15 protein-coding genes are annotated in these 23,689 nt (G+C 60.1%); 5 read left to right on the forward strand and 10 right to left on the reverse strand.

The window, feature by feature from the left end; all coding sequences use genetic code 11:
- Positions 1–56: 56 nt before the first annotated feature.
- Both H6650_13445 and H6650_13450 read right to left on the reverse strand, forming a co-directional pair.
- The gene (locus H6650_13445; protein ID MCB8953007.1) at positions 57–2,489 is read right to left on the reverse strand and encodes a hypothetical protein; all 2,433 of its coding nucleotides are present in this window, start codon (positions 2,487–2,489) and stop codon (positions 57–59) included.
- Between the two features lie 377 nt (positions 2,490–2,866).
- A complete protein-coding gene (locus tag H6650_13450) occupies positions 2,867–5,299 on the reverse strand; it encodes a tetratricopeptide repeat protein (protein ID MCB8953008.1) in 2,433 nt (810 codons plus the stop codon).
- 498 nt (positions 5,300–5,797) lie between these two features.
- Here H6650_13450 and H6650_13455 point away from each other — a divergent pair, with 498 nt between their 5' ends.
- Complete coding sequence (locus H6650_13455) at positions 5,798–7,594, forward strand: AAA family ATPase (GenBank protein MCB8953009.1); 1,797 nt, start codon at positions 5,798–5,800, stop codon at positions 7,592–7,594.
- Between the two features lie 29 nt (positions 7,595–7,623).
- Positions 7,624–9,624: a DEAD/DEAH box helicase gene (locus tag H6650_13460; GenBank protein ID MCB8953010.1), complete on the forward strand. Its 2,001-nt coding sequence runs from the start codon at positions 7,624–7,626 to the stop codon at positions 9,622–9,624.
- A 14-nt stretch (positions 9,625–9,638) separates the two neighbouring features.
- Here H6650_13460 and H6650_13465 read toward each other — a convergent pair whose 3' ends face one another.
- The 4 genes from H6650_13465 to H6650_13480 all read right to left on the reverse strand — a co-directional run bounded on the left by H6650_13465 (position 9,639) and on the right by H6650_13480 (position 13,199).
- A complete protein-coding gene (locus H6650_13465) occupies positions 9,639–10,316 on the reverse strand; it encodes an ABC transporter permease (protein MCB8953011.1) in 678 nt (225 codons plus the stop codon).
- Between the two features lie 12 nt (positions 10,317–10,328).
- Complete coding sequence (locus H6650_13470) at positions 10,329–11,303, reverse strand: ABC transporter ATP-binding protein (GenBank protein ID MCB8953012.1); 975 nt, start codon at positions 11,301–11,303, stop codon at positions 10,329–10,331.
- 122 nt (positions 11,304–11,425) lie between these two features.
- Positions 11,426–12,331: a quaternary ammonium transporter gene (locus H6650_13475; GenBank protein MCB8953013.1), complete on the reverse strand. Its 906-nt coding sequence runs from the start codon at positions 12,329–12,331 to the stop codon at positions 11,426–11,428.
- A 220-nt stretch (positions 12,332–12,551) separates the two neighbouring features.
- Positions 12,552–13,199 carry an ABC transporter permease gene (locus tag H6650_13480; GenBank protein MCB8953014.1) on the reverse strand — a complete coding sequence of 216 codons (648 nt, stop codon included), beginning with the start codon at positions 13,197–13,199 and terminating at the stop codon, positions 12,552–12,554.
- Between the two features lie 138 nt (positions 13,200–13,337).
- Here H6650_13480 and H6650_13485 point away from each other — a divergent pair, with 138 nt between their 5' ends.
- Complete coding sequence (locus tag H6650_13485) at positions 13,338–13,796, forward strand: methylated-DNA--[protein]-cysteine S-methyltransferase (protein MCB8953015.1); 459 nt, start codon at positions 13,338–13,340, stop codon at positions 13,794–13,796.
- Positions 13,797–13,799: 3 nt separating this feature from the next.
- On the opposite strand, the gene H6650_13490 is transcribed toward H6650_13485, so the two are convergent.
- The 3 genes from H6650_13490 to H6650_13500 all read right to left on the reverse strand — a co-directional run bounded on the left by H6650_13490 (position 13,800) and on the right by H6650_13500 (position 17,420).
- Positions 13,800–14,588 carry an HAD-IIA family hydrolase gene (locus tag H6650_13490; protein ID MCB8953016.1) on the reverse strand — a complete coding sequence of 263 codons (789 nt, stop codon included), beginning with the start codon at positions 14,586–14,588 and terminating at the stop codon, positions 13,800–13,802.
- Positions 14,589–14,649: 61 nt separating this feature from the next.
- Positions 14,650–15,699, reverse strand: coding sequence for a HAMP domain-containing protein (locus H6650_13495; GenBank protein MCB8953017.1), 1,050 nt, complete (start codon positions 15,697–15,699; stop codon positions 14,650–14,652).
- A gap of 44 nt (positions 15,700–15,743) precedes the next feature.
- A complete protein-coding gene (locus H6650_13500) occupies positions 15,744–17,420 on the reverse strand; it encodes a UDP-N-acetylmuramoyl-L-alanyl-D-glutamate--2,6-diaminopimelate ligase (GenBank protein ID MCB8953018.1) in 1,677 nt (558 codons plus the stop codon).
- Positions 17,421–17,866: 446 nt separating this feature from the next.
- Here H6650_13500 and H6650_13505 point away from each other — a divergent pair, with 446 nt between their 5' ends.
- A complete protein-coding gene (locus H6650_13505) occupies positions 17,867–19,669 on the forward strand; it encodes a GMC family oxidoreductase (GenBank protein MCB8953019.1) in 1,803 nt (600 codons plus the stop codon).
- Positions 19,670–19,709: 40 nt separating this feature from the next.
- Positions 19,710–21,323, forward strand: coding sequence for an aldehyde dehydrogenase family protein (locus H6650_13510; GenBank protein MCB8953020.1), 1,614 nt, complete (start codon positions 19,710–19,712; stop codon positions 21,321–21,323).
- 57 nt (positions 21,324–21,380) lie between these two features.
- On the opposite strand, the gene H6650_13515 is transcribed toward H6650_13510, so the two are convergent.
- Positions 21,381–23,660 carry a TOMM precursor leader peptide-binding protein gene (locus H6650_13515; protein MCB8953021.1) on the reverse strand — a complete coding sequence of 760 codons (2,280 nt, stop codon included), beginning with the start codon at positions 23,658–23,660 and terminating at the stop codon, positions 21,381–21,383.
- Between the last annotated feature and the right edge of the window lie 29 nt (positions 23,661–23,689).

Here is a 23,689-nt window from a genome sequence, read left to right on the forward strand (position 1 = left end):
ATAGGGAGAAACAGGGGCGCGGCGAAGCCGCGCCCCTGCTTGATCGCCTACAATAGCTAGTTGCGTTCGTTAATGGGGTTGGATGGGGACATGGGCTTGGCATCGCTGGTGTTACCGATGCCGTTGAGGTCCAGCGTGGAAAGCGTCTGGTTCATGGCGGGCGATGCCGGGGAAGCGACGCAACTGTTGCCGGTGAGCAGGCTGACGTCGTCCACGAACCAACTGCTGGATAGCGTGCCGTCCGTGACCGTGTAGAAGACGAGCATGACGGAGTCGCCCGCGTAGGCGCTCATGTCAATGGATTCGAGTACCCAATCCGTGGAGTTGTTGCTGCTGCACAAGGGGATGTAGGTGAGCAGGTTGAACCCGCCGCCGGATTGCCGCTTCGCCAGGACGGCTGCCTTGTCGTAGCCGCAGGCGTCGGTGGAACTGACGTAGTTGTAGAAGTTGAGGGTGGCGGGTTGCCCGGCGGGCACGGCGCGCCACGGTTGCACCAGGACGGAGGTTTCATTGTTGCCACCGCCGAGCCAGGCCAGATAGGTGCCGCTGTGCGGGGGCACGTTGTTGCCGCAGGCGCCGTCAGCGCAGATGAGGGTGTAGTTGTGGGAAGATTGCTCAATCCAGACCTGCTGGCCCAGTTCAAAGTCGCCGTTCTGGATCAGATCGGTGCAGCCACCGGGCGGTGGGGTGGGGGTGGGGCCAGGGGGAGGCGTGGGCGTGGGGCCAGGAGGCGGGGTGGGCGTGGGGCCGCCGTTGGGGTTGCAGCTTGACCAACTGTATGAGCCGACCCAGGTGGACCAGCGCGCGGTGGCCTGATTACGGGAATATTCGCCCAGATACCAGAAGGTCTTGCCATCGGGGTCGAGGGTCATGCCGGTGTAGTCGCCCCAGCGGTGCGGTTGGGGGTCGTAGGCGGTGTAGTAGGCTTCGCCGGCGTGCTGGGTGGTTTCGGATTTGAGCTGACCGCTGGGGTCGCTCGCTTCGCGCCCGGCCACGTAGACACCGGGGTAGATGCTGGAATTGGTCTTGGTGTAGCCGATGAGCATGTCACCGCAGGCGTCCACGGCCAGGTCGGGGAAACTGCGATAGTCGCCGGCGCTGGAGAAGGTGCCTTGCTGCACGAGAGAGGGCGTGCCACCGTTGTTGGTGTTGATTTCGTACCAGCGGAGGCAGTCAACGCTGCCGCCGCCCGGATTGCAGGCGATGGCGTGGTTGGCCCAGAGGCGACCGCCGACATATTCTACGTCCAGAATGCGGTCGTCGTTGGCCTGGAGTTTGGCCGTTGTGCCGGCCTGGGGTTGGCTGATGGGCTGACTGTAGCTGTTGACGGTGAGGGTGGCGACGAGGTTGACGGCGGGAGATCCCCAGGGATCGGAGAAGGCGAAAACGCGCAGCAGGTTGGAGTTGCCGTTTTTGGCTTCCACGAAGTAGTGGGGTTCGTTGGGGTTGGTGGGCCAGCCGCCGAAGTTGTACGCTTTCAGGTCGGCGGGGGAGAGGTTAAAGTAGGTGCTGGCGACGTTGACTTTGGCGAAGTTGGCCGTTTGCCCGTTGTACATGGCGTTCTTGTCGAAGGCAAAAACGTGGTTGCGGACGAAAGCGAACGTGCCAAACATGTTGGCGGCAAGATAGAGCGCCTGCTGCCCTGTGCCAATGTGCGGATAATCGAGGAAATAGTCCGTGCCCGCCCCGGGGTTGCCATCAAAGGAGTAGAGGTTCCAGTTGCCGGTGGCGCTATCAGTTTGGGAGACGGCGATACAGGCCCAGCCGTTGTTGCCGCCGTTGACGGCGGAGTCGTAGCCGGTGATGCCGAGGACGTAGCGGTGGGCGGATTCGTCGTAGGTGGAGAAGGGGTCGAACAGCACCATATTGTTGCTGCCCGTGCCGCAGTTGCCATTCCAGAAGTCGTCAAAGAGGGTGGGGGCGATGAGCTGCTGGCCGCTTTTATTGTAGACGGCGAAGCTGGTGTTGACGCTCACGACGACGTGGTTTGTGCCGACCATCAGTTCGGGATCGGGGGGGACGCCTTGCTGCGACTGGGTGTAGTCGATGGATTTGAAGCTGGCTCCGGTGAGGAGGGAGCCATTGGCCTGGTTGCCATCGTAGTTCTGCACGGTTTTGTCTACGCCGAGGCGCAGGGATTCGGCGACCTGAGCCGCGAAAATGCTTTCGGAAAACGGGCCTTCGTTGGCTTCGATTTCACGTTCGCCGTTGATGTACTCTTCGTACATGCGGTCCACGTCGCTGGCGCGGTGGGGTACGCTGTTGATGTCCACGACAACGGGGGCCGCGGAGGTGCCGCGGACGATTTCATCGGCGGCGGCATCGCTATCGGCGATGGCTCCGGTCCGATTTTGGCCGGGGGCTAATGCCTGGACGGCTTCCTGGCGGGCGATGGTTTCGGATTTGAGTTGTGTTGCACGAACAACAGCCCAAATGCCGGCACCTACCAGCATAATAAGGAGGGTAATACGGAACAATTTTCTAGACATGTGCAATTCCTTTTTTGTTACAACGAGGGGTTTGCTTCGTCATTGCTAACGGATGAAAGAACAAAGCAGTTGTGATGGGGGGCTTCGCGGCCCCGCCTCTGGTACCTAAAAGCAAAAAAGTGCAACAAATGTTACACCAGGCAGGGCCGTTGTGCTGCAATCACTTTCATCAGTTATGCAAACAGTTTGTGGTGGGGAAATGCCGGCAGCATTCTCACCCGTGATAAAGGCAACGCAGAGTTTATTTCATACGCTCGTACCAGTTTAGCACCGAATTATCGTGTAAGTGTCGTGAATTGCCCACAAACTTGTCTTTTTCCATGACAAACTGGCGCGTGGATGATCCAAGTAGGAAGAAAGTCCTGCTCGAGGCGACCTCACGGGGATTGTTGTAAAAATGCCTGGTCACGCTGTACGGTGCGTTTGCTGACGTCGAGCAGTTGGGCGATATCGGCAGCCGTGGGGTCGGCTCCCTGGGATTCGGCTTCTTGGAGGATGCGGGCCAGCCGTGCGCGCCGCAGAGCGACTTTGCCCTGTGACTGCCTGATGGCGGCGTCGGCGGGGCCGGCATCCAGGGTGAGGTGGACGGGGATGAGGCGCGCGCCGGTAAGTGCCGGCATCAGGCGTGTGACCACGCTGGCCGTCGGCGGCGGCGCAATGTCCCGAATGTGCGCCTCTTCCATGAGCCGGCGTACAATGGGGTCTCGGTGAAAGAACGCCTCGCGCGCTGGTTCATCCTGAAGTTGGGCCGCGTCTTGCAACAGGCTCTTGTAGCCGCGTTTGAAGTAATCGTGCGCCTCCTGTTTTTGTCCTAACGCTTCCAGCACGACGGCATGGGCGTAGTAGATGCTGGAAGCATATTGCTGGTCGGCAGCCCCTTGCGCCAGCGCCAGCAGCGCCCGCCGCGTACAGTCTAGAGCCTGTGCTTTTTGCCCCAATCCGAGATGCGCCAGCCCCTGGATCAGCAGCACTTCCGGCAGGTAGAGGACATCGCCCACATCGCTCTGGATGCGATATGCCTGGCGCAGCGTGGTCAGGGCCTGCTGGTGTTGTTCCGTCAACCAGAGGGAGTAGCCGAGGATGGTGAGCGTGGCGGCTTCCCAGCCGGGCATCTTCAATTCTCGGAACGTATTTAGCGCGGCGGAGGCCACCTGGATGGAATCGGGGAGGAGACTATCATCGTAGCTTTGCAGGAGGGAGGCCTGGCAATACTGGTTATAGGCGAGCCAGAAGCGGCTGCCGATTTGCGTGTAGATGGTCCGCGCCTGGGCCAGCAGTCGCAGCCCTTCCACATTGCGACCGAGTTGGGAATCGTGCATGGCCAGGGTTTGCAGCACGCGGGCTTCTTCGCTACGCATGCCCAGGTCGCGCCATGTTTGCAGGGCTTTTTTGCTATATTTTTCCGCTTCCAGGAGGCGCCCCTGGTTGGAGAGGATGATGCCCAATCCGTGCCACGCTTCGCCGCGGTGGGCTTGCAGGTCGTGTTCATGGGCCAGGGAGAGGACTTCATGGAAGCAGCGGGTGGCTTCGTTTTGTCGTCCCTGGTGGATGAGGGTGAAGCCTTGAATGAGACGGGCGCGGGCGATAGATGCCGGCATTCCAAACTGCCGCGCCAATATCAACGCCTGCTCCACGCTTACCAACGCCTGCGTCCCCTTGCTCAACCCCCATTGCACCCGCGCCAGCACCAGCAGCGCCTCTAACTGATCCTGTTGATTGCCCGTCTCATAGGCGCAGAGCAGCGCCTGTTCCGCGCGATCATGCGCCTGCTCCGAACGCCCGGCGAAATAATCCAGCCGCGCCTGGCGGGCCATCACGGCGGGTTGGGCCGCGTCGCAGGTTGCCAGCACGCGGCCGGCCGTGTCGTATTCGTCATATAACAGGGCCAGGTCTACTTGCAACAGCTTGTATGCAGTACATAGAGGCGAATGTTGGTTGGTACATGCCGGCAGCAATGTCCCCAAACGTTGTAAGCACGTCTCCACCGCGGAACGATAGGCCCGGTCCAGGGCCAATCGTGCCTGTTGCAGCAACGATTCTGGCGAGGCATCCACCGTAATGGTTGGCGCGCTGCGCAAAGTAATGGCGGCCGTCTGGATAGCCTGGGCCAGTTCTTGCGTGGCCGGTTCCGGCTCGATCTTCAGTTCCTCCTGGATCAGGACGACGAAATGCTCGTAGGCAGCCAGGGCCGCGCCCCGCTGCCCCAGAGCGTGGTGGGCGCGCATGAGCAGCCGCAGCGCTTTTTCGTCGTAAGGCTCCTCCTGAATCAGCCGCTGCGCCAGGTGCAGCGCAGCCTCAAATTGCTGGTTTTGCGCCAGGTGGCTCACGCAGCGGTGCAACAGACGGATGTATTGCAAATAGAGCGATTCGCTTTCTTCGTTGAGCCAGCCACCCAGCCCGTTCGTTAGCAGGGGTCCCTTGTAGAGATTGATGGCAGCGAGCCAATTGGGCGGATCATCCTGAGCGGCGTATTTTTGGAATGCTTCCACATCCAACCACCGGGCATCGGCGGGGAGGAGCACATCTTTATTGCTGGTTTGCAGGGGCAGGTCAGGCAGCGCTTTGCGCACCACCCAGAGCAAGTCACTCAGGCGTTGTCGCCCCGTCTTTTCCGGCAAATCCGGGAACAGCCAGCCGGCGAGTCGCTCACGGGCCAATGGGCGTGGGCGCAGGAGCAAGCCCAACAGCAATGTGTGGGTGCGATGGGGAGGAGGGGGGATGCGTATGCTCCCTTCTGGGATTACTTTGGTAATTTCCAGTTCTCCCAGAAGGGAAAAGTGGTAGAAGGGGCGTGGGGATTGCTCGCTCATACGACTGCTCAGGAGGAAGCGCCAGACCTACGCCTGCGCGCATTGTTTGCCGAAGCGCGCGCGCTCTATATTCCGCGCCGGGGGGGGAAAGATCGCGAGTATTTCCCCCGATGCATCTAATACTCGTTCCGTAATGGAGGAAATGATACCTCAAGTATATAGCGAGTTGGAGATTGCGGAAACCTTGCCTGGAGAGGAAGGGGTGGGTCAAAAGGGGGATAAACCTTAAAGATTTTGTGGCTGTTTGGTTTCTTGTTTGGTAAATCGGACCACGAGCGGTTTGGAAAATTACTGATTTGCGCGGACAATCGATAGAATACGTGACATAAAATAGAGGCGATTATTCACGAATGTCCCTAAAACCTACCCGGATGCGCAGTTTTTCGCCGAAAACCTCTCGTCATTCAAGCCATTTACCTTCATAACAGCGTCCGCGAAGGCGTACGAGTAGGTGCGAATAAACCGGGCAAGGGCATGTCTACAGATGGAGTTCTTTAGATGAACCATTTACTCTCCACTGCTGACGCGGAAATGCGTCATTTTCTCGAGGGGCTGCGTGATCTGGTGTTGACGGAGACGGAAGCTCAGCGGCAGCAAATATCTGATCAATGGAGGAAGCCTCTCTCGACACGTGTCGCCGATGGGTATGCGATTGAAGGCGTGCGTGTCAGCGAGATACGCACGGATGGAAAGGTGGAACTGACCTGTCCGCGCAATGTTTCCCGTTTCCGTCCGGGGGATGTGCTGTGCTTGAGTCATGATGATCCGTTTTTTGCCGGCAATCCCATGCTCACCCTTGATGAAGATGAAGAAACAAAACTTATTGTTTCCTCTGAACTGCCCGTAGCGTGGGACCAACTCTCGGCGCATCAAGAGCCGTGGACGTTGGACATCGGGTTCGTTGATTTGAGTAGCTACATCATTAGCGCGTTGGTGGAAGCGGGGGATACGCGCGTGGGGCGAGAGCGAATTCTCCCCTTGCTTATGCAGCGTGTTCAGCCGGACATCGATCCTGTTTTGTACGCTCACGGATTAGCGTTAGGGGAGGAACGGGCGCTTAATTGGAGCCAAAGTGAAGCCCTGGCGAATGCGTATGCCACGGATCTCGCTTACCTGGTGCAGGGACCGCCAGGCACGGGCAAGACCCGTGTTTTAGCGACGTTGGCACGGGCGTTGGTCCAGAACGGGGAGCGGGTGTTGGTTTGCGCTTTTACTCATCGGGCTATCAACAACGCGCTTAATGCTATCGCTCGTTTTAATCCTGGCGTGCCGGCAATCAAGGTTGGCGATCCCACGCGCGCGGACGACCTGCGCGTAAAAAACTACGAGACGTTTCACGAGTCCCCTTTGGCCGATGAAGGCGGCGGCTACATTGTCGGCGCGACGCCATTCGCCACGCGTACCAGACGATTGGGCGGCGTTGCTTTTGATACCATTATTTTCGACGAGGCGAGCCAGATCACGCTTCCACTGGCGATTATGGGAATGTTAGCCGGTCAGAAATATGTTTTCTTTGGCGATCAGAAGCAGTTGCCGCCCGTTTTGACCACGCGCATGACGGGCGGCGCCTTCCGCGAATCCGTTTTTGGGACGCTCGTGGATGGCAATTTTGACACGATGCTGACCGAGACCTATCGCTTAAATGATGCCTTAGCCGGTTGGCCCAGCCGCCAATTCTACGATGGTTTACTGACGTCGGCCCCACAGGCCGCGGGAGGACGTATCCAGTACCATGCGCCACCCCGCCGCCTGGATGATGTACTCGCTCCCCACGAACCGAAAGTGTTTTGGGACCTGGGGCACCATAATCATACAACTTACTGTCATCAGGAAGCGTCCGCGGTGGTTGATTTAATTACGACGTTGCTAGCGTGCGGCACGCCGGCGGCGGAAATCGGCGTGGTGGCTCCTTACCGGGCGCAGGGTCGCCTGCTACGCAATATGTTGCGCGCCTACGTGCCCGAACCGGCCATTCGTCGCCAGCTTGTTGTGGATACGGTTGAGCGTATGCAAGGCCAGGAGCGGGACCTGATTATTCTCTCCTTGACCACGTCTAATCCGGGTTTTGCCGCTAATGTGGCCGAGTTCTTTTTTCAGCCGGAGCGCCTGAATGTCGCGATCACGCGCCCGCGCTATAAGCTGATTATTGTTGGCAGCCGCTTTGTGTTGAATGCGCAACCATTCGATGCCGCGTTTGCCGCCATGGTGGATTTGTTGGACGATTTGCTGACAAGCTGCAAATATATTCCCCTGACCCAGGATATTTCTCCCCAGGTATGGGAGAGTGAGTGGTGATGGGCACGGGCAAAAGGTAGGATGATCAGATGGCTCAGCTTGTTCCGGGAACGCCGATACAGGGTTCATCGGCGGAGGTTATTCGTCTGTTTAATGTGTTGAAGCGACTGCCGGATGATTATGTTGTATCACAGCGATTGCCGGCATTACACGGACCAGGACCGCACTTTTGGTTGCTACGGGATAACCGGGCATTCTTCCTGGCCGTTTCCACGGCAACGCCGCAAGAGGCCCAGCGAGCGCAACAACCGGATTTGTTTCACGGCGCGCAAGTGTCTATTGGGGCGCGGGAGGAGGAACTGCTGTCCTTGTTCCTGGAGAGCGCGGCCAAAGGGTTGGGAATTCCCGCGGCCATTCTTTTCCCCAATCTCATGCAACGGCATTTGGACGGGATGAGGCCGGCGAATACCCGAACGTTTTGGGTGAGTAAAGAGCATTTGACGCCGGAGCGCTGGCATCAATGGGTGTTTGAGCGTTTGTCGGAGCCGCTGATGCCGGCACAAATCAACCACATCCGCGCTCACTTCACGCCGGAAGTCGTCATTCCCGCATCCTTTACCGTGCGCCCACCTCTTGAACGCTATACGGAAGCCCAACTGTCTGATTATCTGCTGGATTATGACCAGGAATATGCGCTCAAACTGGACCTGGACTTGCCCGATGTTGGCAAGCATACAGCCAAAGATTTCGGACTTCGCCTCGTCAACGGCGTTGCCGGCAGCGGCAAATCCCTCATCGTCATCTACCGCGCCCACATCCTGCGCCAGCTATTCCCCCACAAGCGCATCCTCATTCTCACCCACAATCGCGCCCTCATTCACGACTTGCGCCGCCGTTATGCCCGGCTCAGCGACGGCGACAAAAGCGTCGAAATGTACACCTTCATGGGCTGGTGTCGTCGCTACTGGCCCGACGAAAGGACCTGGCACCGACTTATCCGTTATCGTGACCGCCTCGACCTGGCGACACAAATCTGGCACAGGCATTTACGCGGGACGGCTGTTTCCGAACAAATGCTGCTGGATGAAATTGATTGGTATAAAGACCGGCTGCTCTTTAGTCAGGAAGATTATCTGGCCGCGGACCGCGGTGGGCGCGGTTTTGCTTTAGGCGAGTCCATGCGCCTGCGTCTCTACCAGGCCATGGAAAGCTATCACCAGGCTTTGCGGCATCGGCAACAAATGGATTGGGGCGATGTTCCCCGGCAATTATGGCGCTATTGGCACAGCGGAGCAGTAGCGTTGCCTCGCTATGACGTTATCCTCGTGGACGAAGCGCAGTTTTTTGCCCCACTCTGGTTTGAAATCATCAAGCGCGTCCTCACCCCAGACGTAGGGCATCTCTTCCTGGTGGCCGATACCAGCCAGGGATTCTTGAAACGGGGTCAATCCTGGCTGTCCAGTGGTTTGGAAGTGCGCGGACGAGTACACCGCCTATACAAAAGTTACCGCACCACCCACGAAATCCTGGATTTTGCCACACTCCTATACCGTACCCGATTGCCCGATGACGCGGATGATATTGTGCCGCCCAGCATGGAAGATATGCCCCATGGGGCGATCCCTGTCATCATTCCGCTCACCACGGAACAAGATGAAGTGACGCGCGTTATCAATGAAATACGCCTGCTACGCAAAAACGGCATCCCCTGGCGAGACATTCTGATCATTCATGCCAGCCGCCAGGAAATCGGGCACATCATTGTGCGCCTGAACAAGGTTTTTGGGGCAAATACCGCCATTGATCCAGGTAAGGGCAAATCGGAAAACCAGGTTCGGGTTTGTTCCCTGAATGCGGCCACCGGTCTGGAAAGCCCTATTGTGTTTCTCATGGGGGCGCATGAGTTGTATGAGCGCGAGCAGAGTATTCGCTTATCCGATGAAGAGCGAACCGAATTGATTCGCGATAACACGCGCAAACTGTACATGGCGCTCACCCGCGCCGGGCAACGGCTGGTGTTGACCTACGTGGGGCGGATTCCGCAGAACCTCGCTCGCCTATTTCCTCCCGCGAAAGAAGCCGACAGTTGATTATTCGTGGTCGTTCATACCTCATACCCCATGCCTCCTTCACGGGCGGCGCGTTGGCGTTCACGCTTTTCGGCGCGGCGCGCAGGGTCGAAGTAGTCTTCGGCGATGAGGAGGAGGCGGTTGAGCAGCATGGCCAGCAGGGCGACGACGAGGGAGCCGGAGAGGATTTTGTCGTAGCGGTTTTGGGCGATGCCGTCAAAAAGGAGCGTGCCCAATCCGCCGGCGCTGAATTTGGCGCCAATGGTGGCGATGGCCGTGGCGACGACGGCGGCGATGCGCATGCCGGCAAGGATGACGGGTAGCGCCAGCGGGAACTGCACCAGCCACCACCGCTGCCACGAATTCATGCCCATGCCGTTGGCGGCTTCGATCATGGCGGGGGAGATGCCTTGCAAGCCGGCGACGATGTTGCGCACGAGGATGATTTGCGTGTAGATGACGAGGGCGGCGATGACGGAGCGTTGATTGAGGCCGAAGAGGGGGAGGAGCAGGATGAGGAGGGCGATGCTGGGGATGGTGTAGAGCGTGCCTAATATGCCGAGGACGATGGTGGCGAGTCGCCGGTAGCGGGCCAGCAGCAGTCCGAGGGGCAGGGCGATGACGGTGGAGATCAGCAAGGCGAGGAGGACCATGAAGAGGTGTTGGCCCGTGAGGCGGAGGATGATGTCGAAGTGCTGGAAGATGTAGGACATGAGGGTTGGGGGTCAGATGCCGGCATCATCCACGTGGTCGCCCGTAGAATGACGGATGTTGTCCAGGGTGAGCAGGCCAACGGGTCTCCCGTTTTCGGTGACGGTGAGGGCGGGGGCGCGGCTACGCAGGAGGAGGGAGAGCGCCTGGCGCAGGTCGTCGTCGCGGCTGATGGTGTGCCGGTCGTCGGGCGCGGCGGCGGCGGGCAGGGGGGTCATGGCGGCGGCGACGCGAATGAGGCCGAGTTGACGCACCATGTCGTCCGCGCCGACGAGTTGGTGGACGAATTCGTTGGCGGGCTGGCTGAGAATGTTGAAGGGGGTGTCGAATTGCACGATTTTGCCGGCACGCATCACCACGATTTTGTCCGCCAGCCGCAGCGCCTCCTCCACGTCATGCGTCACAAACAGGATCGTCTTCCGCAGCTTGCGTTGCAATTGCAGCATTTCATCTTGCAGCCCCGCGCGCGTGATGGCATCAATCGCCCCAAAAGGCTCATCCATCAAGATCACGTCCGGGTCGCCGGCCAGCGCCCGCGCCACGCCCACGCGCTGCCGCTGCCCGCCGGACATTTGCGCCGGGTAGCGGTCGCGGTACTCGTCAGGCGGCAAGTCCACCAGTGTCAGCAGTTCATCCACGCGGTCGCGCGTCCGCGTCGGGGGCCATTTGAGCAGGTTGGGCACGACGCCGATGTTTTGGGCCACCGTCATGTGCGGAAAGAGGCCGATTTGTTGGATGACGTAGCCGATTTGCCGCCGCAGGTCGGTGATGTTCATCTGGCGGATGTCGGCGTCGTTGAGGTAAATTGTGCCGGCACTTGGCTCATAAAGCCGATTCACCATTTTCAGCAGCGTCGTCTTGCCACAGCCCGACGGCCCCAACAGCACCACAAAGCCGCTATCCTCCGCCGTGAACGAGCAATCATCCACCGCCGGCCGCGGCGCATTCGCAAACTGCTTAGAGACATGTTCAAACCGGATCGCACACATAGGCATCTGGAGATTGGCCGTTACAAAGGAAGTAGGAAGAGAACGGAAAGTCAAAAAAAGGGGAGAGACGGGAACAGGCCTTCCGCTCCCGTCTCTCAAGAATGACCGTCAACTATCGACCGTCAACCCTTGATAAGCCCTTCTTGCGTCAGGAACTCCTTGGCCACGTCGGCGGGTTCGCGCCCGTTGCCGGAGACCTCGTTATTCAGCCGCTGCATCGTCTCGTTGGTCAGCAGCGGAGCCACTTTATTCAGGATGTCGGCGATGTCGGGATGCTCGTTGAGGACGGATTCACGAATCACGGGAGCCACCTGGTAGGGGGGATACAGCCCTTTGTCGTCCACCAGAGAGAGCAAATCGTAGGCCGCCAGTTCCCCGTCCGTGCCGAAGGCCACCACCACGTCCGCTTCCCCGTTTAGCAGTGCCTGGTAGCGCAGCCCCGGGTCAACCGACAGAAAATCCTTGAAGGCGAAGTCACCATAGACGCGCTTCAGGCCGGGGATGCCATCTTCCCGTTCCGCGAATTCCGGCGGGCCAATGAGGACGAGGTCGCCGGCATGGGCTACCATGTCCGAGAAGGTGGTGATGCCCAACTCGGCGGCGCGCGCTTTGGTCATCGCCAGAGCTTGCGTGTTGTTCATTGGCGCGGGGTCCAGCCAGACCAATTGGAACTGGTCCGCATACGCCTGCTTCACCGTGTCGAAAACGGCCTGTGGGTCACTCATCACCGATAGTTTGAGGACCGTGAGCAGTCCCGTGCCCGTGTATTCCGGGTAGAGGTCGATTTCTCCGTCCAGCAGCGCCTGCTGTGCCACGGGCGTGCCGCCCAGGTTCAGCTTGCGGTTGACGGTGTAGCCCGCGTCCTCCAACAAGAGCGCGTACATTTCACCTAAAATGAACTGCTCCGTGAAATCTTTGGAAGCGACGGTGACGCTCCCCTTGTTGCCGCCGCCGCACGCCGTCAGGACCAGGGACAAGGCCATGACGAGGACGAGCAGGAGGCTGAGTTTTTGCCAGTGGCGTCTCATGATGTTCTCCTTCTGTTTGGTGATATGGTTTGGGGTAGGCGCGTTTGCAAGAAACGGTTAATGGGTGAATGGCTGAATTGGTGAATGACTAATCCATTTGTCGTCATGCAATTTCATTAGCTATGCAACAGTTCGACTGTTCACCCATTATTTATTTCTCCACAGGTTTGTTTGAAACGCACCTACATTATCGTCGGCAGTATTGCCGGCATGAAAATGGTTAGCTTTGGACGGGCGGTTGGAGGAAACGCTGGGCGCTCCCTAGCAGGATGTCGGCGAGCAGGGTGAGGAGGGCGACGGGCAGCGCGCCGACGAGCAGGATGGGGATGTTGTAAAGGGCAAAGCCACGCACGACGTAGAGACCGAGGCCGCCGCTGCCAATGAAGGCGGCGAGGGTGGCGCTGGCGATGACTTCGGTGGTGGCGGTGCGAATGCCGGCAACAATCACCGGCAATGCTAATGGTGTCTCGACCTGCCACAGTACCTGCCGCCCCGTCATCCCCATGCCAAAAGCTGCCTCCCGAATGGCGGGATCAATCGTGCGGTAAGCGGCATCCGTGTTGATCAGGATGGGGGGCAGGGCCAGAATGGTGAGGGCGATGGCGGCGGAGGTGAATGAGAGGCCGAAGTAGGGGATTGCCAGGAAGAGGATAGCCAGACTGGGCACGACGCGCAACGTGTTGAAGGTGTTGATGATGGCCAGCGAGGCGGCGCGGGAGCGGGAGGTCCAGACACCCAGCGGAACGCAGAGCAAAATGCCTATGCCCAGGGCCACAGCCACCAGGAGTAAGTGCTGCCGCAGCGCCTGTAGAAGCTCGGTGACGTGGGAGCCGGCATAGGCGTAGGCAGCTTGTAATAAATCGAACATAATTGCGTATTAGCTTACCTCTTGCGGCGGGGATTGGCAACATTTATGAGGCGCATTTTGTGGTAAAATGAGGCCGCTAACACATTTTCCGGCCACGGGGAGGGGCGCGGCGGTTTGGAGAAAGCGCTGATGACCACGATTTATTTTGCTTACTATTCGTCTCCTATTGGCGTGCTGGAAATTGCCGGCACAACCACCGCCATCACCGCCGTCAATTTTGTAGACGCTGCCCCCGCTCAGTATGAGACCCATCCCCTGACGCAGGCGACCCGCGAACAACTTGACGCCTATTTTCGCCACCGGCGCGAAACTTTCGACCTGCCCCTGGAACCGGAAGGAACCTCGTTTCAGCGGCGGGTGTGGCAGGAACTGCTCACCGTGCCCTATGGCCGCCTGCTAACCTACCAGGATGTGGCCGACGCGCTGGGCAACCCGAAAGCGACGCGGGCGGTGGGCGCGGCCAACGGCCAAAATCCGATTCCCATTATCATTCCCTGCCACCGCATTGTGGGCAGCGGCGGCAAGCTGACGGGATACGGCGGCGGGCTGTGGCGCAAGGAGTGGCTGCTGCGCCACGAGGGGGCTTTGCTGGTGTGAGTGTCAGGGGGGCGCGGCGGCGGGGAGGAGATCGGCCAGGGTGTGTAGCAGGTAGGTGGGGCGAATGGGGGAGCGATGGGCGGCGGCTGCGTCGGTGGCGCCGGTGAGGGTGAGGGCTGTGGACATGCCGGCATTCAGCCCCATCAACACATCCGTCTCCAACCGATCCCCCGTCATCAGGCAGCGCGCCGGCGGCAGCCCCAACAGGCGCAAAATCGCCTCCGCCATGTGCGCGGACGGCTTCCCCACCACCGCCTCCACCCGCGTATCCGTACACGCCTCAATTGCCGCAATCATCGCCGCCGCGTCCGGTTGTCCCCCTTCTGGGGTGGGGCAGTAACGATCCGCATTGGTGGCGAAGAAACGCGCCCCGGCGCGAATGGCGTCAAAGGCGATTTGCAGCTTACGGTAGTCGAAAGTGCGGTCGAAACTGGCGATGACGGCGGCCACGCCCGCCGCGTCTGCCGCAATCTCGAACCCCGCCGCCGCCAATTCCGCCCGCAGCGAGGCTTCGCCAACGACGAACAGGCGCGCGCCGGGCATTTGCCGGCGCAGGAAGTCTACCATCACGTAGGAAGCGTTGATCACGTCTTCAGGGGGAGTGGGGAGGCCGAGGTGGGTGAGTTTGCCGGCATAATCCGCGCGCGTGCGGGTAGGATTATTGGAAAGAAACACCGTGCGCTTCCCCCGCGCCCGCAGCCAGGCAATCGTCTCCCCCGCGCCCGGCAGCAGCGCCTCCCCCAGATAAACCGTGCCATCCAGGTCAAAAATGTAGCCGTCGTATAGCTTCATTGGTCTTTCCAAACAACAACAAAAACCGGGTTTTTTCAAAAAACCCGGTTTTTCGATCCGGCTATAGTGGTAGGATGATGACGAACGTGCTGCCCTGGCCGCGCCCACGACTCATGGCCTGCACGCGCCCGCCGTGGGCTTCGACAATGGCTTTCACAATCGCCAGCCCCAGGCCCGCGCCGCCGGCGTCGCGGCTGCGCCCTCTGTCGGTGCGGTAGAAGCGGTCGAAGACGTGTGGCAGGTGTTCGGCGGCGATGCCGGAGCCGGTGTCGCGCACGCTCAGGCGCAGGCTGTTTGTTTCGCGGGCGAGTTGGATGGTGATGATGCCGGCATCTGGCGTATGTCGCAGCGCATTGGAGAGCAAATTTTGCAGCGCCTGCGTCAGGCGGGCGGGATCCGCGTTGATCAGCGGAACTTCCGGCGGTACGTCGGCGCGCAGTGTCACCCCCGCCTCCTCCGCCATCGGCGCATACGTGGCAACAGTCTCTTGCACCAACCGGCGCAAATCCGTCGGCTGCGGCTGCACGGGAAACTGCCGCATTTCCACCTGGGCCAGTTCGTGCAAATCGTTCACCAGGCGAATGAGCAGGCGGGTCTGGTCGTAGAGGCGGGCCACTTCCTCCTTGTCCAGCGGATACACGTCGTCCAGGATGGCCTGCAAATTGCCTTGCAGCACAGTGAGAGGGGTGCGGAGTTCGTGGGCGACATCGGCGATCAGGTTGCGGCGCACCGCTTCCGCGTTTTGCAGGGCCACGGCCATCTCGTTAAAGGCCTGCGAGACGGCGATGACTTCCTGGCTGCCACGGACTTCCACGCGGCGGCTGAGGTCTTTGGCCCCGATGGCTTGCGCGGCTTCGGCCAGGCGGTCGAGGGGGGCGGCCATGGTGCGACTGACCCAAATGCCGGCACTGATCCCCACCACCACGCTGATCAACGCCGTAAAAACCAGCCCATTCAGCAGGCGCACCAGCAGCGGCACATTGTCCCCCGGCGGGCCACCCGTGATCAGCCCCAACTGGCTTAGGACCACGCCCACCAGCACCATCAGACCCACAGCCAGGATAATCAGGCTGCTAATGGCTATGCTTAAACGTACCCACAAACGGTTCATAAACAATCAACGATCTTCCCGGAAACTGCAAGTTTCCGGGAAGGTTAGAACGTTGGCAACCCCAGATTGGTCATCGGTGCGCCCGCGAGGAAGGCGTCCAGGGCGGCGGTGGCGGCCTGGCGGTCGTCCCACGGATATTCGGTGACGCCGAAACACATGGACTGCTCATGCCCTTTGCCGCAAATCAGCACCATATCGTCCGGTTGTTGCGCCAGGTGCAGGGCGAAATAAATGGCCTGCCCCCGGTCGGGCACGCGCCAGAACGTGTCTCCTTCCACGCCCCCTTCGCGGCGACAGCCGGCGGCCATCATCTCCAGAATGTCGTCCAGCGATTCCGTGCGCGGGTCCTCGGCGGTGAGAACGGCCAGATCGGCGGCGCGGGCGGCAATCTCCGACATGATGCGCCGCTTTTCCACGTCCCGCTTGCCCGCGCTGCCAAAGACGACAATGATGCGGCCCGCCGTCATCCCGCGCGCGGCCGCAATCGCCTGCGCCAGCGCGTTAGGCGTGTGCGCGAAGTCCACCACCACCAGGAACGGCTGCCCGCGATCAATCCGCTGCATCCGCCCGCTGATCCCTTGCACCGTCTCCAATCCGCGTTGAATGACCGCCTCTGGCACGCCCAGCACATCCGCCGCCGCCGCTGCCGCCAGCATGTTGTACACGTTGAACGCGCCCGCCAGCGGCGTCGTGACCGGCCACGGGCGCGGCGGCGCGGGGGGCAGGGGCATTTCGCCCGTGTGACGCGCCACGCGCGTGTCCAGAATCAAGTTGAAACGGGTGGCGTCGGTGGCATAGGTGACGGCTTCGGCGCGCACGTCCGCCGGCAGGCGCAGGCCATAGGTGACGTGAATGGGCGCGGGAATGCGTCGCAGCGCGGCGAAGGAGGGGTCGTCCCGGTTGAGGATGGCGGCGCGGGTGAAGGCGTGTTTGCGCGGCGCGGCGGGGAGCGCCAGCGGTTCGTCGTTGAGGGCCTGAAACAGCCGCGCTTTGGCGGCCAGGTAGCCTTCGTAACTGCCGTGATAGTCGAGGTGTTCGTGCTGAATGTTGGTGACGACGGCCACATCGAAGGCGACCGCGCCGACGCGGTATTGGGCGAGGGCGTGTGAGGTGGTTTCCAGGATGCAGTGGGTCAGTCCGGCGTCGGCCATGCGCCGCAGGTAGTGTTGGATGGCCGGGGCTTCCGGCGTGGTGACGTGCAGGCCGGTGTCTTCGGCCTGGTCGCCGAGGAAGGCGTTGATCGTGCTGATCATGCCCACGTTGATGCCTGCCTGCCGCAAGATGGCGTAGAGCAAGTTGGTGACGGAGGTTTTGCCGTCTGTGCCGGTGATGCCGATGATGATGAGTTGCTGGCTGGGGAAGTCGTGCCAGGCGGCGGCGAGCCAGGCGAGGGCGATGGCTGTGTCGGGCACTTGCAGGTAGGGGGTGTGGGGGGGCAGGTCGATTTCCGTCGGGGGGCGCTGCCCCAACACGAGCGCGGCGCCGTTGGCGACGGCCTGGGGGATGTAGGGGTGGCCGTCGCTGTAGGTGGAGCCGTCGTGGCGGGTGCGCAGGCGGGCGACGAAGCAGTCGCCTGGTTCGACGAGGCGGGAGTCTTCCTGAAAGCGGCGCAGGGTGACGTCGGGGCCGTGGTAGGGGGGTGGTTGGGGGTGGTTTGTGCCGGCATTTGCCCGTGCCCAGGCGGCCAGTAATTGTCTGATAGTGCGGGGGGAGGGAGGCATAGGGTCGTTCCTGCCAGGATGATGCGTAATGGGAGAACGATAGCATAGATGGAAGATGCCGGCAAAAATAGTGGTCCGTTCCGTGATGGGGTGAACGGTTTCTGGCAAAACGGCGGTGTCTGGTTGGTGACTTGTTGCCGGGAATCTTGTACAATAATATAACGCACTGTGTTATAAGGGCTGGCGATGAAAGAAAATGCGAATTGCGTCGCCAGTTTGCAGGAGTGGTAAGTGACCGTCTAATAACACCCTCTCCTTTGTGGATTGGTTTATTCTCTAAGAATGAACCAATCTTGGGGGAAAGGAAACAACAGCGTTGTCTTAATTGATTTCCGCTCCGGCAGCATTCTCACATTCCCATGGGCCTGGTGGGAGACGATGGCGGCACGCGCCATCGCTGGTTTCAGCACCCCGCCGGCCCGCGTACAAGACAATAGGACATCCAGATGAATAAATCGCACTCCACGGTAGACAAAGGCGACGATGTTTTCGACTTTGTCATTATTGGATCCGGGTTTGGCGGCAGTGTGTCCGCCATGCGGTTGACGGAGAAGGGGTATCGGGTGCTGGTGCTGGAGCGAGGGAAGCGGTATCGCTCCCCGGATTTCCCGCGCACGAACTGGAACATTTTTAAGTATTTGTGGATGCCGGCATTACGCTGCTTTGGCATCATGGGCGTCAATTTCTTCGATGACATCATGATCCTCAACGGCAGCGGGGTGGGGGGTGGCAGCCTCGTCTACGCCAGCACGCACATCAAGCCGGGACGCGCCTTCTATGAAGCCGCCGAATGGAAAGATTTGGGGGATTGGGAGGAGGAACTGGAACCCCATTTTGCCACCGCCAACCGCATGTTGGGCGTCACGCCCAATCCGCGCTTGTGGCCTGCCGACCGCCATCTGTACGAAATCGCCGAGGAACTGGGGCAGCAGAGTACGTTCCAACCCAGCCCGGTGGCGATTTTCTTTGGCGAACCGGGCAAGACGGTGCCGGACCCGTTCTTTGACGGGGAGGGACCGGAGCGGGCGGGGTGTATTCATTGCGGCGGGTGCATGGTCGGATGCCGGCACAACGCCAAGAACACCCTCGACAAAAACTACCTCTATTTCGCCGAGAAAAACGGGACCGAAGTGCGCCCCGAAGCCAACGTCCTCGACATCCGCCCCCTCTTCGGCCTCCGCGCCGACCGTGCCCGCTACGAGATTCTCTACGAACGTACCACCGACTGGGCCTTCAAACGGCGGCAAACCGTGCGCGCTCGCAACGTCATCGTCTCCGCCGGCGTCCTGGGAACCGTCAACCTGCTCCTCAAATGCCGCGACGAAACCGGCTCCCTGCCTCGCCTCTCCCCCCACCTGGGCAAAAAGATTCGCAGCAACAGCGAAGCCCTCATGGGCGTCACCGCCCGCGGCGACGACGTGGATTACTCCGCCGGCGTGGCCATCACCTCCCACTTCTGGGTGGACGAAGTGACCAGCGTTGAACCGGTGCGCTATCCGCGCGGCTCCTCCTTGATGCGCAACCTGGCCGTGCCCCTGGTGGACTTCCACGGCAGCCCGCTCATCCGCATGGCCCGCTTCATTCAATACGGCCTGCGCAACCCCTACGACCTGCTAAAGGCGCGTATCCTGCCCGATTGGGCGCGCGACAGCACCATCCTGCTGATTATGCAGACGGTGGAAAACCGAATGCAGATGCGGCGAGGGCGCGGTATATTCACCCTTTTTCGCCAGGGATTGGTGAGCGAACGGGATAAGTCGCTGCCCATTCCCGCCGTGATTGACGCGGGGCGGCAGGTGTTGGAACGCTTCGCGCAGAAGGCGAACGCCATCCCGCAATCCACCGTCAACGAAGTGTTAATGAACACACCCTCCACGGCGCACATCCTTGGCGGCTGCGGTATCGGCGTCAGCGAGGAGATGGGGGTGATTGACACAAACCACCAGGTGTTTAATTATCCCGGGCTGTATGTGGCGGATGGCTCGGTGATCCCCGCCAATTTGGGGGTGAATCCCAGCCTGACGATTACGGCGATGACGGAGCGGTTTATGAGCCGCATTCCGGCGAAAGCGGATGCGCCGCTGCCGGAACCGCTGCCGGCATTTACCAATGGAACCCGGCAACCCGCCGAAGTAGTATCTTCATCGCGGGCAGAAGTGTTGGGCAAAATTGCCGGCATTTCCCTCCTCGTCCTTCCCATCACCCTTTTTGCCGTCAAAATCCTGCAAAACCGCGACCGCCGTTCGTAACGCTAGAAACTCGCCCTACAAGGTGTTAAAGGAGAGAGTAATGAGTACGAGAATGCTTGATTTCGTCAATCCCGCTACCGGCGATAAATTTGGCGAGGTGCCCATGGCCACGACGGAAGAGGTCGTCCTGGCGCACAAGCAAATGCGGCAGGCGTATGGAACCTGGAGCCGCATTCCCGTGCGGGAACGGGTGCGTATCCTAAAGAAGCTGCAAAAGACCATCATCCACTACCTGGACGACATCACGGAAGTGATCAGCCAGGATACGGGCAAGAGTCGCCAGGATGCCCTGATCGAAGTGATGATGACGGTAGATAAGCTGCACATGTATTTGAAGAAAGCGCCCGACTGGCTGGGACGCAAGCGCGTGCCGCCCGGGTTGTATTTCTTCAAGCGATATTCCACGGAGCCGCGTCCCTTTGGCGTGGTAGGCGTGATTGGTCCCTGGAACCTGCCGTTTGACCTGGGCATGCCGCCGATCTTCTCCGCGCTGCTTGCCGGCAATACCGTCCTTTACAAACCGTCGGAAGTTGCCGGCAGCACGGGCGTGATGATCGAAAAACTACTGCAAAGCGTCCCCGAAATCGCCCCCTACGTGCGCGTTCTGCATGGGGATGGCGCGGTCGGGGCCGCCCTGGTGGAGACCGCCCCCGACCTCATCTTCCTCACCGGGTCCGTCGCCACCGGGCGCAAAGTGGCCGAAGCCGCCGCCCGCAACATGATCCCCTTCCTCTGCGAGTTGGGAGGCAAAGACCCGATGATCGTCCTCGAAGACGCGGACATCAAAGCCGCGGCCAAATGGGGCGTCTGGGGCGCGTTCTACATGACGGGCCAGACCTGCATGTCCGTGGAGCGCGTCTACGTGGTGGAATCCGTCTACGATGAGTTTGTGGCCGCTGTGTTGGAAGAAACACGCCAATTAGAAGTGGGCTACAGCCCCGACCTGGATAGCCCCTACGACCTGGGGCCGCTCACGTTCGAGCGCCAGCAGCACATCGTCACCGATCATCTGCAAGACGCCGTGGCCAAGGGGGCGCGCGTCCTTTGCGGCGGGCAGATGGAAGGCTTGTTCATGCAGCCGACGGTTCTGGTGGACGTGGACCACAGCATGAAGGTGGTGCGCGAAGAGACGTTTGGCCCGCTTATGCCCATCATGAAGGTGAAGGATGAGGCGGAAGCGATTCACAAAGCCAACGACAGTGAATATGGCCTCAGCGCCTGCGTCTGGAGCAGCAACTTGCGGCGGGCGCAGCAGGTGGCGGAGCAGCTCGAAGTGGGGTCGGTGAACGTTAACGACGCCATTTCCCACTATCCCGTCTCTTTGCTCCCCTTTGGCGGCATCAAGAAGTCGGGTACGGCGCGCACGCACGGCAGCCGTGAGGTGTTGCAGTTCACCCAATCCCACTCCTACGCGGTCGGTCAGCCGCCGCTCCCCTTCGACATTGCCACGCAGATGCGCGAGCCAGGCCATTACCGCCTGGGCGAGGCCGTTATGAAGCTGATGTTTGGCGTCGGTCCCGCGCAAAAGCTGGAGCCGCTGCTGAATGCCGCGCAAACGATGGAGATGAAACCGGCGGTGAAGAAAACGACGGCGGGCGTGGTGCTGGCGACGGCGGCGTTTGCCCTCGTCTTTGGTCTGTTTCGGCGGAAGTGACTCCCTCTCTCAAGACTGGAGCAGTCTCAAGGACTGCTCCAGTCTTGTTTGCCCCATCTAAAAGAAAATCGAATAGGGATTAAGCGATTCTTCGGGTGTTGGTTCCGAGAGCCAGCCCAGCTTGACGGGCACGTCGTAGAGGCGACCGGGGCCCAGCCGCCGCCAGAAGTGGCGCAGACCGGGCACGATGACGCGGCACACGTTCATGCCGATGTCTGGACGGGTTTGGTCTAGCACCAGCGTTTCCAGACCCGCCTGGCGGGCAATCTCCACGCAGGTTTCCACGTCTTGCTTCAGGTCGTCGCTGGCCAGACGCGGGTAATCTTGCAGGCGCTTCGCCGCTAAATGGGGGTTGGGGAGGAGGTAGGATTCGTTGGCGATGGTGGCCGTTTTCCACCAATCGACGGCTTCGGTGTCCGGGAAGTTGTAGCGGGTGCTGCCATCTTCGTTGCGGTGGGTGACTGCCGGCAAAAACTGGTTCAGTTCCGTGATCGCGCGCAGTAAGGCGATTTTGGCGTCCAGGTGCGCGCCAAAGCCGACTGTAATGTCCTCCACGGGACTATCCACCCGGCGCGAGACGGCCGCGAAAGCGGGGATTTGCAGGTCGGCGGTGATGTCGATGACCCAGAGGTCGCGGTTTAGTCCCTGGTAATATGCTTTGAGGGCTTTCAGGTAGGGCAGGTGGAAGCTGTCCAGGTCTACGCCGGGGCGCTGTACGCGGTTGTACCACCACAGGGCGACGCTGTCGCGTTCGATGAGTTCCAGGAATCCTTGCAGGATGGCTTCTTCCAGGGTGTTGCCGGCAGAAGTGCCATTGCTGTCGCCGGCGCAGAAGAAGTAGCGGGTGGAATCCGGGTGGCCGAAGTAGCAGAAAGATGCCGGCATATACTTCACTTCATTGTGCGTCAGGGACCAGACCGGCGCCCACTCTATTTCACGATTCTCATCAAATGGATTGGGAATGACATGAAACCGCCCCCCCTTGAGCCGCGCGTTCCAGGCATGGCGGGTAGCGTATTGATGATAACTGAAGTTGAGGCATTGGTGCAGGTGAATGGCCTGCGGTTGCAGTGACTTGTAACTGCCGCGAACCACCACTTCCTCACCGCGAAAAACGCCCGAATACCGCTCAATCGCCTCGGCCATGGCGCTCACTTTGGCCTGGATGTCCGTCATTCCCTTCCCGCCTGTGCGGGAGCGCAAATTTTGCCGCAGCCAAAACAGGGTGTCCTGAGCCATGGCAAAGTTGTGCCCGGCAATGTAGCTGTAGGCCAGACCATTGATCTCTTCCGTGATATTCACCAGCCAGCTAACCACCCCCGTGATCGGGCTGATATGGTGCTGGTAACGCGCATACGTCTCCTCGGGCAAGGCGCTGCGGTGACCGCCGTCGTTTGTAAATCGTTTGCGCGACGGAGATAACACCAGCGGGTGGATTGCTTCTTCCTGATGCGCCTGACCGCAAACGGGACATTGTGGTCGGCGTACGATAGCGTGGTACTGCGTTTCGGCAGCCAGGCTGCTAAACGTGATCAGCTTGTTTTCCAACGTTTCGTTGCGGTCGCGCAGCAGCCACTTGACGATCTCGGTTGCCGCCATGTTAGCGCCAAACTGGAGCGTGGACGGGAGTACGGCCACGGCTGTTTTCAGGGGCGTGGAGCGGCCCGTTTTGCGCAGGATAAAGGATTCTAACTGGCGATTGGCCTGAATGCGCTGCGCCATGCAAGCCCAGCACGCTGTCTGGCCTGGTTGGAAGATTGGCCCGATCCAGTTTGTCAGGCCGATGAGACGCACGAGCATCCAGGGACGACCGGCGGTCATCATGGTCTGGTTGATCGTTTCCAGTCCTTCTTGCAGGTAGTCGTCGGTGACAACGACGAGCAAGTCGCGTTCCTGCGCCGTCGTAATGCCGCCCGACCCCACATTCACCTGAACGCCCATGTCGCTTAGTGCCTGGTAGAGGGGCGTGGCATCCGCGTTGCCGACGGTGGTCAGGGTGATGCGTGCCTGTTGCAAGCGTTGCGCGCCCGTGCGCGTGTTCAGGCCCAAAGAATGCCAGAAAGCGGTTCGTCCCACGGGTGTTTCGTCGGTTGCTTCGACAATGTAGCCTTTGGCTTCGAGCTGTTGCAGCGCGTATAAGATATTGGGCGGGGACACCTGGCCTGATAGCTGGGTGAGAATGTCCGCTACGGTACGGGTTCCATCTAAAAAGGGCGCCAGTGTTTTGTAGATTGGTCCCGATAGCACCCAATGGGTTTCTTCCGTGAGCAGGAAAATGTGATGCGGGTCCACCAATTCGATGTGGAAATGGTCTTTGAATTTTGGTCTGGTAATCACGAATTTTGGCCTTTTTCGTAACAACTAAC

The organism is Ardenticatenales bacterium, from assembly GCA_020634515.1.
Classification (GTDB): domain Bacteria; phylum Chloroflexota; class Anaerolineae; order Promineifilales; family Promineifilaceae; genus JAGVTM01.